At 64.8% G+C, this 14,010-nt stretch carries 13 protein-coding genes; 4 read left to right on the top strand and 9 right to left on the bottom strand.

All coding sequences use genetic code 11. The features are described 5' to 3' along the window. Positions 1-438 carry a PPC domain-containing DNA-binding protein gene (locus ATJ93_RS19735; RefSeq protein WP_120246365.1) on the bottom strand — a complete coding sequence of 146 codons (438 nt, stop codon included), beginning with the start codon at positions 436-438 and terminating at the stop codon, positions 1-3. Positions 439-599: 161 nt separating this feature from the next. Between ATJ93_RS19735 and ATJ93_RS19730 the strand changes: the two genes are divergently transcribed. After that, on the top strand, positions 600-1,589 hold the full coding sequence (locus ATJ93_RS19730) for a Gfo/Idh/MocA family protein (RefSeq protein WP_120246364.1): 990 nt from the start codon (positions 600-602) through the stop codon (positions 1,587-1,589). A 72-nt stretch (positions 1,590-1,661) separates the two neighbouring features. On the opposite strand, the gene ATJ93_RS19725 is transcribed toward ATJ93_RS19730, so the two are convergent. From ATJ93_RS19725 to ATJ93_RS19710, 4 genes are all read right to left on the bottom strand, one after another. Beyond that, positions 1,662-3,212: a glycoside hydrolase family 28 protein gene (locus ATJ93_RS19725; RefSeq protein WP_120246515.1), complete on the bottom strand. Its 1,551-nt coding sequence runs from the start codon at positions 3,210-3,212 to the stop codon at positions 1,662-1,664. A gap of 60 nt (positions 3,213-3,272) precedes the next feature. Then, positions 3,273-4,997: a thiamine pyrophosphate-binding protein gene (locus tag ATJ93_RS19720; RefSeq protein ID WP_120246363.1), complete on the bottom strand. Its 1,725-nt coding sequence runs from the start codon at positions 4,995-4,997 to the stop codon at positions 3,273-3,275. Between the two features lie 89 nt (positions 4,998-5,086). After that, positions 5,087-5,323 (bottom strand): hypothetical protein, encoded by a 237-nt coding sequence (locus tag ATJ93_RS19715; protein WP_120246362.1) that lies wholly within the window; start codon positions 5,321-5,323, stop codon positions 5,087-5,089. Between the two features lie 217 nt (positions 5,324-5,540). Continuing rightward, a complete protein-coding gene (locus ATJ93_RS19710; protein ID WP_120246361.1) occupies positions 5,541-6,485 on the bottom strand; it encodes a dihydrodipicolinate synthase family protein in 945 nt (314 codons plus the stop codon). Positions 6,486-6,634: 149 nt separating this feature from the next. Between ATJ93_RS19710 and ATJ93_RS19705 the strand changes: the two genes are divergently transcribed. Further along, positions 6,635-7,663 carry an alpha/beta hydrolase family protein gene (locus ATJ93_RS19705; protein WP_120246360.1) on the top strand — a complete coding sequence of 343 codons (1,029 nt, stop codon included), beginning with the start codon at positions 6,635-6,637 and terminating at the stop codon, positions 7,661-7,663. 26 nt (positions 7,664-7,689) lie between these two features. On the opposite strand, the gene ATJ93_RS19700 is transcribed toward ATJ93_RS19705, so the two are convergent. After that, positions 7,690-8,676: an LLM class flavin-dependent oxidoreductase gene (locus ATJ93_RS19700; protein ID WP_120246514.1), complete on the bottom strand. Its 987-nt coding sequence runs from the start codon at positions 8,674-8,676 to the stop codon at positions 7,690-7,692. A 118-nt stretch (positions 8,677-8,794) separates the two neighbouring features. Between ATJ93_RS19700 and dgoD the strand changes: the two genes are divergently transcribed. Continuing rightward, complete coding sequence (gene dgoD / locus ATJ93_RS19695; RefSeq protein WP_120246359.1) at positions 8,795-9,967, top strand: galactonate dehydratase; 1,173 nt, start codon at positions 8,795-8,797, stop codon at positions 9,965-9,967. Between the two features lie 181 nt (positions 9,968-10,148). Here the strand turns inward: dgoD and ATJ93_RS19690 are convergent, their stop codons facing one another. The 3 genes from ATJ93_RS19690 to ATJ93_RS19680 all read right to left on the bottom strand — a co-directional run bounded on the left by ATJ93_RS19690 (position 10,149) and on the right by ATJ93_RS19680 (position 13,098). Beyond that, positions 10,149-10,877, bottom strand: coding sequence for a ThuA domain-containing protein (locus ATJ93_RS19690; RefSeq protein ID WP_120246358.1), 729 nt, complete (start codon positions 10,875-10,877; stop codon positions 10,149-10,151). A 549-nt stretch (positions 10,878-11,426) separates the two neighbouring features. Next, positions 11,427-12,353: a dihydrodipicolinate synthase family protein gene (locus ATJ93_RS19685; RefSeq protein WP_120246357.1), complete on the bottom strand. Its 927-nt coding sequence runs from the start codon at positions 12,351-12,353 to the stop codon at positions 11,427-11,429. A 52-nt stretch (positions 12,354-12,405) separates the two neighbouring features. Next, positions 12,406-13,098 (bottom strand): rhamnogalacturonan acetylesterase, encoded by a 693-nt coding sequence (locus tag ATJ93_RS19680; protein ID WP_120246356.1) that lies wholly within the window; start codon positions 13,096-13,098, stop codon positions 12,406-12,408. Between the two features lie 194 nt (positions 13,099-13,292). Here ATJ93_RS19680 and ATJ93_RS19675 point away from each other — a divergent pair, with 194 nt between their 5' ends. Beyond that, the gene (locus ATJ93_RS19675; protein WP_120246355.1) at positions 13,293-14,003 is read left to right on the top strand and encodes a hypothetical protein; all 711 of its coding nucleotides are present in this window, start codon (positions 13,293-13,295) and stop codon (positions 14,001-14,003) included. Positions 14,004-14,010: the final 7 nt, after the last annotated feature.

The following is a 14,010-nucleotide window of genomic DNA, read 5'->3' as shown; positions in this document are numbered from 1 at the left end:
TTACTGCCGGCGCCGAAGCTGCGAAACGTTCCGCTCGCCGGGTCGACGTTCCAACTCGAGCCCGTCGATCTTCCGGATCGTCACCTCGCCGAGTACGTTGATCTCGCAGCCGTCCTCGAGGTGGCCGCCGACCGTGCGCTCGCCGTCGAACGCGGTCACGTGGAGGTGCGGCTCGCCGTCAGCGATCACCCCGTTGATGTCCGTGACCTCCCAAGCGCCCTCGAGTTGCAGGTCGACGTTCCGGTCGGCCTGGTCGTCGGGCAGATCCGTGCGGTCGACGTAGTGGATGTTCAGGGTGCTGAAGGTGCCGATGCCGGTGACGACGGCGCCGGTGTCGACGTCGTGTTCGTCGCAGGCACGTTCGATCGATTCCAGTGCGAGATCGCCGCGGTCGAGACGGACGATGACGTGTCCGTCCTCGGACTCGAACGACTCCATGCGGACATATGGCACGGCCGGCGGAATAAAACTTGACCTCGCGTGTCCGCGATCCGCTGTCGCCCGAGGCCACATCGCTCGAGGCACCGCCGTCCGAGTCAAGCGCCGCAATCCGATCGCGCCGACGAAAATTGAAGTGCGAGCGAACTGTTGGTTCTCGTATGCTCAGGTACGGTATCGTCGGAGCGACGGGATTCGGGAGCAACCACGCGGCGGCCGTCGAGTCGATCGACGGGGCAGAAGTCGTCGCCGGCACGGCGCGCAGCGAGGAATCGATCGCGGAGTTCACTGACGAGTTCGACGCGACCGGCTACACCGATCATCGAGAGATGTTCGAAACCGAGGAGTTAGACGCCGTCAGCATCTGCACGCCGTCGGGAACGCACGCCGAGATGGGGGTCGACGCCGCCGAGGCCGGACTCCACGTGCTCTGCGAGAAGCCGCTGGACGTGTACATCGACCGCGTCGATCGAATGATCGAAGCGGCCGATCGCAACGACGTTCGGCTCGGCGGAATCTTCCAGCGGCGGTTCACGCCGGAGCGGTGGACCGCCCGCCGGTGGGTCGAGGAGGGACGATTCGGCGACCTGATCCTCGCCGATACGAGCGTCAAGTGGCACCGCCCCCAGAGCTACTACGACGACCACTGGCACGGGCAGCGGGACCTCGACGGCGGCGTCCTCATCCAGCAGGCGATCCACTTCGTCGACCTGCTCGACTGGCTGACCGGCGGCATCGAGCGCGTCTCCGCCGAGACGGACACGATCGCCCACGAGATGGAGTGCGAGGACCTCGCGGTCGTCTCCCTCGAGTTCGAAAACGGCGCCCGCGGCGTCATCGAGGCGACGACCGCCGTCCAAGGCGGCGAGGACCGTGTCGAACTAAACGGAACCGAGGGGTCGTACAACTCCGGTGTCTTCGTCCTCGAGGACGAGGAAGTCGAGCCGGATCTAATCGAGCCGCCGACCGGAACGGGTCTCGAGGGGCAGGTACGAGACTTCCTCGAGGCGATCAGAGAGGACAGGGAGCCGATCGTGAGCGGGCGGGACGCCCGCAAGGCTGTGGAAGTTGTCCTCGCAGCGTACGCGTCGGCCGATCTCGGTCGACCGGTCGACGTCGACGAGGTGCGGGAGCTGCAGGAGCACACCTGATACGCGACATTCGATATCCAACCGGCGAGTATCCCGGTGCGACCGACCGATTCTTCGAACGTAGCGTCGTGATCAGAATGACTCGAGCGTCGCGTCGCTCTCGGCTTCGATTTCGACGTCGTCGGCCAGGTCGCCGAAGTTACCCGCGAGTTCGATCGTCTCGGTCTCGCGGGTCGCCCGCACGAACGGCGACTCGCCGTCGGGCGCGCAGCCGCGAATGCGGGTTCGATCGACGTTCTCGAGATCGATGATCGGCGCCGCCTGGTCGTCCGGAACTTGGAGGCCGTCGACGGTGACCGACTCGGTGTCGACGAACCGCATCGCCGGGCCGTCGGCGGTCCGGATGCGAACGTCGTTGAACGAGATGTCGGCGATGGACTTGCAGAACAGCCCGTGGGTCTGCTCGTAGCCCGACGCCATCGCGGGGTCGAGATCGGTCGCGTCGAGCGGCCGCGTTGCGTCGATCCGCACGTTATCGAACTCGATGCCCTCGAAGTACTGCTCGGGGAGGCCGGCGAAGAAGCCGGCCGTCTCGACGTTGCGGGCGGTGATGTTGCTGAATGTCACGTTGCGGACCATCGGCGTCCCCTCGTCGACCGGTTCGGGCTCGCTGTCTAACGGCGTGAAGTAGTAGCCGTTGATGGTGAACGGGGAGGCGATCCGCCGCATGACGATGTTGTCGAACCGGAGGTCCTCGACGACGCCGCCGCGGTCGCGCTGGGTCTTGATCCGGACGCCGCGGTCGGTATCGGTAAAGGTGCAGTTGGTGACCGCGACGTCGCGAACGTCGCCGGACATCTCGCTGCCGATGACGACGCCGCCGTGGCCGGCCTCGACGGTGCAGTTCGTGACGGTGATCTGCGAGGCCGGCTCGCCGAGCTCGCGGCCCTCGGCGTTCTTGCCCGACTTGATGCAGATCGCGTCGTCGCCGGCGTTGATGTACGCGTCGCTGATCCGGACGTACCGCGAGGAGTCGATGTCGATCCCGTCCCCGTTGGGCGCGCCCTCCGCGGGATTGAGGACGTTGACGTCGGTGATCGTGACGTTCTCGGAGTAGACGACGTGGGTGTTCCAGAACGGCGAGTTTTGGAGGGTGACGCCGGAGACGGTGACGTTCTCGGACTCGGAAATCTGGAACAGCGGCGGACGGAGCGTGAAGGAGCTGACGTCGTCCGCCTTGTCGTTTTTCTCGTTGAACTCCGCGAGACGCTCGCGCAGCCCCTCGGGGAGCTCGTCGTCGTCAGCACCGTAGAACTGCCACCAGTACTGGCCGTTGCCGTCGATCGTTCCGCGACCGCTGACCTCGACATTTTCGGCGTCAGTAACCCACAAGCAGGGGTGGAAGCCGTGCTGGTTCCACCCTTCCCAGCGGCTTTCGATCGTGGGGAACGCGTCGTAGTCGCCGACGAACGTCAGCGTCGCTCCCGGATCCAAATGGAGGGTCGTCCGGTCGCCGATCCGAAGCGGACCTGTGCGGAACGTGCCGGCCGGAACGTACACGGTCCCGCCAGTCTCGGCGCACTCGTCGAGCGCCGTCTGAATCGCGTCGGTGTTGGGATCGTCCGAGTCGCTGATCGCGCCGTACTCGCGGATATCGAACCGATCCGTGTCAGGCACTGCCATCGTCCGGATATCCCGGAGTACGGACATAAACGTTGTGTCGCCGGCGCGACGGGAAAGGTTCTACCCGTCTCGAATCGGCAGCTCGGAGTCGTATTCGGCGGCAGCCCCGGCCGTCGGCTCGTCCTGATCGACGCGGACGTCGATCAGTTCCGGCCCGTCCCGCGACAACGCGTCGTCGACCGCCTCCTCGAGACCAGCAAGCGTCCGAACGGTCCGGCCGCGACAGCCGAACCCTTCCGCGATCGCGGGGAAATCGGGCGAGGACCAGTCGAACCGGTGGCCCTCGGTGTACTGATCGATCTCGGGGGATTTGCTGATGATGCCGTAGTCCGCGTTGTTGAAGCAGATCACGAGCACGTCGAGATCGTCGGCGGCCGCCGTGTGCAGTTCCTGCAGACACATCATGGCGCCGCCGTCGCCGGTCAGCGCGACGACCGCCCGATCCGGTTGGGCGAACTTCGCACCGATCGCGGCGGGTACCCCGACGCCCATCCCCGCCCACGAGCCGGCGGAAATGTAGCCCTCCGGCTCGTAGGCCGCGAAGTTCTGCTTGGCCCACAGCCGGAAGCCGCCGATATCGGTCGTCACGACGGTCTCTCGAGGGAGCGCCTCCCGGAGGGTTCGGAGCACACCCGCCGTCGCGACCGGTTCTTCGTCCGCGAGGAGGCTGCGATCGCGGAGGTGCACTTCGTACTCCGATTGGACCCGGTCACCGATCTTCCGGCCATCCCAGCCGTCGTCCGCGTCCGCAGCGGGGGAGTCGGACTCGGACCTGGACTCGAGCCCGTCGCGAATCCGCTCGACGGCAGTCCCGGCGTCCTCGACTATCGCCACGTCAGCCTCGTAAGCGTTGTCGATCCACGCCGGATCGGCGGAGGCGTGCACGAGGGTCTCGCCGAAGGAGATCGACCAGTGGTCGGTCGTCACGCCGTCGAAGCGGGCGCCGAGCGCGAGGACGACGTCCGCCGCCTCGAGCGTGCGTCTCGCGCCCGCGGGGAGGTGGCTGCCGGTGACGCCGAGCCAGCGCGGGTCGTCCTCCGGGAAGACGCCTTTGCCCTTGTAGGAGGCGACGACGGGCGCGTTCAGCCGCTCGACGAGGTCGCGGACCGCGACCGGGTCGCACGTGCGGCGAGCGCCGACGCCGAGGTAGACGACCGGTCGCTCCGCCTCGGCGAGCAGCCGCGCTGCAGTCCGATACTCGGCATCGCCCTCGAACCGGCTTACGGGCGGGTCGACAGTTACTCGTGGCGAGCGAAACTCACCCTTGAGCAGCGACTTCGGGACGCCGAGCCGAACCGGGCCCCGCGGCGGCGTCAGCGCGGTTTCGATCCCCGAGCGGACCGCCCGGTGGAACTCGAGCGGCCGCTCGATCGAGATGTTCTCCTTGACGACGTTGTCGAACGTGTCTGGTTCGATCTCGTGGATCGGCCCCTTGCCGCGATCTTCGGGGTCGGCGTCCGCGGCGACGTGCACCAGCGGGACGCGATCCTCGAGCGCGTTTTTCAGACCGTGCATCGCGTTCGTGTCGCCGGGACCCGGCACGGTCAGCGTCGCCGCGACGCCGCCGCCGGCCTCGTAGTACCCCCACGCGACGTGCGGAATCGCGGTCTCGTGGCGAGCCATCACGTACCGGATGTCGTCGCGGCGTTCGACGGTGCGATCCAGGGGGAGCGTCTGCGTTCCGGGCAAGCCCACGAGCAGGTCGATCCCGGCGTCGACCAGCGCGTCGTACAGCTGTTCGCTGCCGGGTCGGGCCCGCCCCGAGGGATCGTCTTGGTCGGTCATTGCGTCCGAGTACAACGACGGAGCCACTAAATATGGCTGGTCGGCCGTCGACTCGAGCCGTCTCGAGGAGCGGTCGCTGGGATTGGCAGTTAGCCCGACGATCCCGTCGCGGCGTCGTCCTCCTCGCCCGCGAATCGCGGGTGGTCCGCGATCCGCTCAACCATGGCGAACTTGAAGTAGATTGTCCACACAAGCGCGATAACGAAGGCGCTGAGGATGAGTTCGGGTCGCGATGTAACGTCCAACTGCTGGACGACGTAGCCCGTAGTGATCGTGACGCCGAGATTGTACACGAGTAGAATGCCGTCGTGTTTCGTGAGTTCCATAGAAACAGGTTTCAACGGATCACCAAATAGCTACTCACTGGTAGGTATCGACGTCCGGGCCCGTCGAGCAGCGGTGCCGACGCCACCCCGACACCAACCCGACGGCGTCCGACCCCACCGGTTCTGATCCGATAGCACCGAATCTGTCGGACCCGCGACACACGTCTCATGACAGCAGTCCGGGTCGGGAGACGACTGCGTCGCTGCGTCTACGGGATCACTCGATGAGCGACTCGATGTCGTCCTCGAGTTGCCGGTAGAGGTCCTCCGCACGGCGTTCTTCCTCGGCCGAAAGCGGACGGATCGGTTCGCGGACGGCGCCGCCGCCGGCGTTGAGCCCGGCGAGCTCGAGCCCCTTCTTGACCGCCGAGACGCTGATCGCACCCGGAATCTCGTTGTCCTGGCCGGTTTCGCCGCGGAAGTTCTGATAGGGAAGGCAGATATCTCGCAGTTTTCGGGCGCGCTCCCAGTCGCCGTCCGAAAGCGCCTCGTACAACTCGAGCCCGATTTCGGGCCGGAAGTTGCTCACACCGGCGGAGAACCCTTCGGCACCTTCAGCCCAAAACGAGACGGCGAACGGCTCCGCCAGCCCGTCGACCCAGACCACGTCGTCCGCGCCGGCGTTGATGCCCGCGCCGAGTTTGACGGGATCCTCGAGCGCGTACTTGATCCCGACGACGCCGTCGACGCGCGTCAGTCCGGCGAGGTAGTCGACGGACGGATCGAAGCCCCGCACGTACGGCACCAGCGGCGTGTCCGTCGCCGAATCGAGTTCGCGATAGTACTCGAGCAGCCCCTGCTCGTGGATGTACGTGTGATCCGGCGGCATGATCATCATCGCGTCGACGCCGACGTCGTCGTAGGCGCGAATCAGTTCCTGCGCGTGGCTCGTGCTCCCGCCGACGCCGGCGAGGACGCAGGCGTCATCGGGGAGTGCGTCGACGCTCGTCTCCGCGACGGCGACGCGTTCGTTCGTCGAGAGGGAGTGATACTCGCTGATGTTCGCAGTCGCGAGGAAGGTCTGAACGCCTTCATCATAGAGTGTCCGTGCGTTCTCGGCCAGCTTCTCGTGTTCGATCTCGAGATCGTCGTCAAAGGGTGTGAGCAGGCCAACGGCTACACCGCGGAGTCGGTCCCGTACCTGGTCGGCTGACAACGGCATAAACTGTAAATATGGCGCAACTGGTAAAAACCCATCGCCTCCGTGGATCGTTCCGGTCGTCGCTGAATCGATCGCTTCGGCACGATACCGTCCGTAGACGGCCGTTGGGACAACGGGTAAGTGAATCGGCATCATTGTGGTGGCACAGAATGACAGCGTCCCACGAGATGAAACAGTACCTCGAGCGACTCAACGGAGGGACGACGCGCGAGTACGGTTACGAGGGGCAAACCGGCGTCGCGTTTGCGGCCTGGCAAGACGCTATCCAGAAAGAATTGGCGTCGGTACTCGGCCTCCCCGCGATTCGGGCGACCGGATCGTCCGACCCCGCTCCGGAACGTCTCACAACCGAAACGAAAGACGGGTACGAGCGCCAGACGTGGCAGATCCGGACGGAACCCGACTTTCGCGTTCCATTTGACCTTCTGCTTCCCGAGGCGAGCGAGCCGCCGTATCCGGTCGTGCTCGCGATTCACGGCCACTGCGAGGACGGGCGGGCGCTCACCGTCGGCGAGATCCCCGCGGATCGACCCGAGATCGCCGAGGAGCGGCGGGATTTTGCACGCCAAGCGGTGGACAGGGGCTACGCGGCCCTTGCACCGGATATGCGCGCGTTCGGCGACCTCGCCGGGCCGGAACCCGACGCCGACGGCTACCGATCGTGTACCCGACTGCAGAAGGTCGCACAACTGTTCGGGCGGACGCTGGCCGGCGAACGAGTCTGGGATATCCTGCAGTTGCTCGAGTTCGTCGAACGCCGATCGGTGCTGGACGCCGAGCGGATCGGTATCGTCGGCCACTCCGGCGGAGCCGCGGCCGCCATGTTCGCCGCGGCGCTCGACGATCGATTGGCACCGGTTGCGCTGAACTCGTACTTCTGTACGTTCGACGCGTCGATCGTCGCCATCGACCACTGCGAGTGTAACTACGTCCCCGGGATCCGCCGCGTCGGCGAGATGTGGGACGTTGCGGGCGCGATCGCCCCGCGGCCGCTCGCGGTCGTCACCGGCGACGAGGATCCGATTTTTCCCGTCGAGGGAACGAGACGGGCGTTCGACGAACTGACGGAGATCTACGCGGCGGCCGACGCGGTCGATGCGTGCGACCTGACCGTCGCCTCGGGCGTCCACCGGTTCTATCCGGATGCCGTGTGGCCGTTCGTCGACGCCAGGCTGTAAGTGATAACCGGCAAAGGCCCTCGTCGCTACTCGAACTCGGGGATAACTTCCTCGCCGAACAGCCGGATCTGATCCTCGACGAGGTCCTTCGGCATACCCGAGTGATGGAAGCGGAGCGCGAGGTGGTCCAGCGGGAACCGCTCTTGGATCGACGTGATTTGCTCGACGATCTGTTCGGGCGTCCCGTAGATGAACCGGTCGTCAGCAAGTTCCTCGAAGTCTTCGACGGAATCGGCCGTCATCAGCGGATGCGAGAACTCGCCGCCGTACTCGTCGATGTAGGTCCGGTGGACGTACTCCTTGCGTTCCATCACTTCTTCCTCGGTTTCGGCGATGACCGCCTCGCGCATCAGCGGGTGTTCGATTTCCTCCCAGCTCTGGTCGGTGTCTGCGATGTGCTCGCGCTGCTGTTCCTTTCGATCTTCGACGATGCCGAGGTCGGCGACGACGCCTGGCACCCAGGCGTCGCTGAACTTCACCGAGCGGGCGATCTGTTTGTCGCCCCAGCCGCCGACCCAGAGATCCGGACGGGGTTGCTGGACCGTCGGCGGGAGCGGCTGCCAGTCCTCCACCGAGAAGAACGGACACTCGAAGGTAATAGGTTGGTCCGACGAGAGGAATTCATCGAGGAAGCGCAATCCCTCGATCATTCGCCCAGCACGCTCGTCCATTGGAACGTCGAACGCCTCGAACTCCTCCTCGACGTAACCGAGACCGACGCCCAGCGTGAGTCGCCCGTTGGAGATGTTGTCGAGCATCGCCGCTCGCTGTGCCACGTGCAACGGGTGGTACAGCGGCAGGATCAACACCGACGTAACCAGCTCGAGCTCTTCGGTGCCGGTACCGATGCTGGTCAGCCGCGTTAGCGGCGAGGGCCAGTAGTTCTCGCCTTCGGTCGCCTGATGGTCGTTGACCCAGCAGGACTCGAAGCCGACGTCTTCGGCGAGCTGACAGTGCTCGACGACGCCGTCCCACGACTGTCCGCCCTCGACGGGGAAAATTCCGAACTTCATGCTCATGTGTTACGATGAAACAGTGCGATCAGCACGTACTTACATTTTCGGTTATGTTTCACGGCCGACATACCGACGGCGGTACGTTCAAGGGCCGACCGGTCCCATCACCGGTCGAATGCGCGTAACCGATTACGAGCTCTTCGCGGTGCCGCCGCGGTGGCAGTTCCTCAAACTCGAGACGAGCGACGGTCGCGTCGGCTGGGGCGAGGTCTACACCAAGTGGCACTTCGCGGGCGACAGCGAACCGGCGACGCGGAACGCGGTCGACCAGCTGATGTACCAGTACGTCCTCGGGGAGGATCCCAGCCGCATCGAGTATCTCTGGCAGGCGATGTACCGGAGCAGCTTCTACCGGGGCGGCCCGGTCCACATGAGCGCCATCGCCGGCATCGACGAAGCGCTGTGGGACCTGAAGGGGAAAGCAGCCGGGATGCCGGTCTACGACCTCCTCGGCGGCGCGGCCAGGGACCGGATTCGGCTCTATCACCACGTCAGGGCCCACGGCGAGGACGTGTCCGACCCGGCGGCCGCCGCAGCCGAAGAGGCTCGAGAGCACGTCGAGGCCGGCTACGACGCCGTCAAACTCGTGCCGACGGACGGCCTCGAGCCGGTCGACACACCTGCGACCGTCGAGCGAGCACGCGAGATCGTCGGCGCGGTTCGCGATGCGGTCGGCCCCGACGTCGACGTCGCGCTCGATTTCCACGGCCGCGCCTCGAAGGCGATGGCTCGCCGGCTAGCGACGGCGCTCGAGGCGTTCGATCCGATGTTCATCGAGGAACCGGTGACGCCGGAGCAGGACCGAGAACTCGAGCGGGTCGCCGAGGCGACGACGGTTCCGATCGCGACGGGCGAACGGCTCTACACGCGGTGGGACTTCCGGCCGCTCCTCGAGGCGGACGCCGTCGATATCGTCCAGCCCGACGTCTCGAGCGCGGGCGGCATCACCGAGACGAAAAAGATCGCCGACGCGGCCGAAACGTACGACGCCTCGATCGCGCCGCACTGCCCGATCGGCCCGGTGGCGCTGGCGGCGTCGCTGCACGTCGACGCGGCTGCGCCGAACGCGTTGATCCAAGAGCAGGTGATCCTCGACGATGCGGACGCGCTGGCGTACGTCAAAAACGACGAGATTTTCGAGCCGACCGACGGCTATCTCGAGCTTCCCGACGGACCGGGTCTCGGCGTCGAAATCGACGAGGAACGTGTCCGCGACCGTGCCGGAACGAACCTCGGCTTCGATCGCTCGCCCGGTCACCGAGCGGACGGCAGCGTCGGCGAGCGGTGAGCGGCAGTCGCTCACCCTCGCCGCGACCAATCAGTAGTCGCTACGCCGCAGCCGCGGTCGTTCGTTCCGCGTCGATTCGCTACGGCGGACTGGCGTTCGGGTCCTCGACAGCGAGGGCCCACTGGTCGATCCAGTCGCGCAGGCCCGAACTGGGGACGTTCAGCGAGTGGGTCGACGCGGGTCAGTGCCCGCCGTCGAGTTCCTCGATCGGTTCGACCTCGCCCCACACTGCGTCGCTTCCCTCGGTCGGAGCAGCCCAGTCGACGGCGTTGTCGAGTACCTGCCGAATCTCGTCCTGGTAGAAGATCGGATACTCCTCGTGGCCGGGCCGAAACGCGAAGATGCGCCCGCGGCCGCGTCGATAACAGATGCCCGAGCGGAACACCTCGCCGCCCTCGAACCACGAAATGAAGACGGTTCTGTCGGGCTCCGGAACGTCGTAGGGTTCGCCGTACATCTCCGTCGACGGCACCTCGAACGATTCGGGGAGCCCGTCGGCGATCGGGTGCCCGGGGTCGGCGACCCAGAGCCGCTCCGTCTCGCCGCCGTGGCGGTACTTGATGTTACAGGTCGTCCCCATCAGTTGCTTGAACGGCTTCGAGTTCTTCCCGGAGTGGACGGGGACGAACCCCATACCCTCGTGGACGCGGTCGACGACGCGCTGGGCGACCTCGTCGCTGACTTCGTCGTTCGCGCAGTGGGACCACCAGACGAGGACGTCGGTTTCGGCGAGGACGTCTACGGTGAGTCCGTGTTCCGGTTCCTGCAGCGTCGCCGTTCGGACGGTTCGACCCTCGGCCTCGAGGGCGTCGGCGATGGCGCCGTGGATACCGTTCGGGTACCGTTCGGCGACGTCCTCGCTCTCCTGCTCGTGGACGTTCTCGTTCCAGACCGTGATCTGCAGCGTCATACGACGTGGACTCGTCGGTAATCGTGAAAAAGATTCGGCTCTGTGATTGCCGAGACGGGTCCGCTGACGACATTCGTCGACGGCGATGCTACTGATAGACCGCCATCACAACACCACGATAGCGCGGGTGTCGATCGACTGTTCCCGACCAGCGAACGTTACAGTCGTACGGACGTAAGATATTGCTGGAAAAACCGATAGAACCGACCCGTTTGGAGCGATCGTTCACCGATTCCATCCGCCAAATGGCCATAATTGCTCGTTCCCAGCCCCCACAGCATTGATTCGCCGTACGGGAACAAATGCGTGTGAATGAATGACAATCACGACCAGTAAGCGAGCGCTCGAGCGACGTTTCGGTTGGATCGAGTGACCGCGAGCGATGGACGTCCCGCATTGCTCCGGCGAATTTGTTCCCTACAGGGGAATATTTAGTCGGGATGTGGGAAGAAATAGGCGAATTTCGACCCGTGAGAAGGACGTCGTCTCGAGCACGACGGGTTTCGAGGACGACGGGTTATGCGAGGACGCTGCGTCCGAGAGAGCCGATTAGTGCAGCTCAGTCGCGTCGATTGTCGCGTACTGGTCCTCGACGCGAGCCTTGTCGTCGGCGGCGAGTTCGACGAGCGGGCGGCGAACGGGGCCGCCCTCGTAGCCCGCCAGGTCCATCCCGTACTTGACGACGGGGACGTTGTTCGCCGCCGCGAGGTCGTTTTCGGTCCCGGATTCCTCCCGGATGTCCTCGAGCGGGCGCAACAGCTGTTGGAGGTCGCGGGCGCGGTCCCACTCCTCGGCTTCGATCGCGTCGTAGAGTTCGAGCGTCACCTCGGGAACGAAGTTGCCGACGCCGGTCGTATACCCCTCGGCGCCCTCGATCGCGAACGAGAGAGCGTACCGTTCGGCGATGCCGTTGAGCCACGTCACGTCGCCGTCGGCGTCGTCGACGGTCTGGGAGAACTCCTTGAGATCGTCGACGGCGAACTTAATCGCGACGACCTCCTCGCGCTCGCTCAGTTCGACGAGCACGTCTCGGGTGAGTTCGGGGCCACGCTTGTAGATAACGACCCCGAGATCGGTTACATCACAGATCCGGTCGTAGTACTCGAGGAGCCCCGACTCGTGCGCGTACGTGTGATCGGGGTGCATCACCATGACCGCGTCGGCGCCGGCATCTTCGTAGGCGTTCGCGAGGGCGGTCACTTCGGGAACGTTCCCCGCAGCGCCGCCGACGATCGTCGCCTCATCGCCGGTCGCCGCGACGTGGGTCTCGACGACGTCGACCCGCTCGTCGTCGGTCAGTGCGTAGTACTCGCCGGTATTCCCGCACGGGATGAACAGCCGTGCGCCCGCCTCGTACAGCCGCGAGACGTTGTCCGCGAGCGCGTCGTCGCGAACGGCCGTCCGGTCCTCGGTGAACGGGACGGCCGTCGTGAAGGCGACGTCTCGAAACCGATCGTGTAAGCTAGTCGCTGGCATTTCTCATCCGTGTTACGGACGACCACACGCTTAAACGTACTGCCGATGGCGGTCACCGATCGTACCGGACGACGTGAGCGGCTAACTCGAGCTCCAGGTCATCGACCCCCTCGAGTACCAGGTCGGCCATCCGTCGAGCGCCCTCCTCGCTGAAGTGCGTATCGTCGGTCACGCCGTCGGGATAGTTCGGGTGCTCGTCCGGCGACAGGTGAAGGAAGAGCGATTTCGATTCGTCGGGGCCCAGTTCGCGCAGGAGCGACCGACTCCGTTCGTCCGCGTCGATGAGCGGGACGTTGTGCTCCTGGGCGACGGTGCGCGTCAGTTCCGAATACTCCCGATGGGTATCTTCCAGCTCGCCCGCCTCGTCGAAGTGGCGACGCGCGATGGGCGTGAGTAACACCGGGTTCGCCCCGCAATCACGCGTTTCGTCGACGAACTTCTCGAGGTTGGCGACGAACGCGTCCGGGGGTGTGTACTGTTCCTTGGATGGGACCTCGTCGTTGTGACCGAACTGAATGAACACGTAGTGCGTCTCGGTCAAGTCGCGCACCACGGGCTGCCAGCGGTCCTCCTCGAGGAAGGTGCGGGTGCTGCGCCCGTTACGGGCGTGATTCTTGACCGTCACCGAGTCCTCGAATCGTTCGGCGAACGGGGTTCCCCAGCCCGTTTCGGGGCGGGCGTCTGGCTCTTTCTCGGCGGCAGTCGAGTCTCCGATTAGGTGGACTGTAATCGGTGCTGACGGCATTTGAGTACGGGCGGTACCGAGAACGGACAGCCCTATAGAAGCATCGGTGCCGCGAGTTCGCGTCGTCGAGCCCACGGCGGACGCTGGGTACACCCCGACCCGGATGAGTGAAGAACAAACGGCTCTGTCGAAATCCGCTTCCTCGAACCACCGTAAGCGCAAACTCTTAAGAGAATTATACGAGAAGAGGCGTTATGGGAGGCAATCGCGTGATAGATCGCCGCGAATCGAAGGGCTTCGAGCTCATCGATTCGTGGGATAGTGGCTTTGGCTGGTTCGCACATCCGGACGAGAGCGCAATGCGCGCGAGTCACGCGTTTGCTTTCGACAATGGTGTATGGATCGTTGACCCACTCGACTCACCGGGCATCCACGACCGTATTGCAGAACTCGGCGAGGTCGTCGGCGTTGCAATCTGTTCGAGTTGGCATACTCGTGATGCCAACCACTTCGCTGAGCGGTACGACGTCCCGATTTACATCCCAGCCGGAATGCCCAACGTTGGGGCGCAAGTGACCGGCACGGTCGAGCGATATGCAGATGATCTTCCCGATGCCGACGTACGAATCTTTCACCGCCAGTTGGTTCCAGGATTTGGGGAGGCGATCCTCTATCACGACTCCGGTCGCACGCTCTACATTCCAGATACGCTGGGAACTGCTCCGTACTATCTCGTCGGTGAGGAGCGTCTCGGGGCTCCCTTGTTGGCAAGACTGAACCCTCCGCGCTCCCTTCTTTCGTTGAATCCCGCGCGTATTTGCGTTGGCCATGGTCGCGGCATATTTGAGGACCCTACACCAGCACTGCAAGATGCGATCGTTAACGGCCGGCGTCGAATGCCACGAGCGCTTTTCGAAAATTTCGGAACTGGTATTAGAATCGCATACGCCACACTGAGAAGATGATGGTACA

Origin of the sequence: Halopiger aswanensis (assembly GCF_003610195.1) — an archaeon.
Classification (GTDB): Archaea; Halobacteriota; Halobacteria; order Halobacteriales; family Natrialbaceae; genus Halopiger; species Halopiger aswanensis.
Note: the sequence above shows the minus strand (reverse complement) of the source record. Positions and strands in the feature narration are given on the sequence as shown.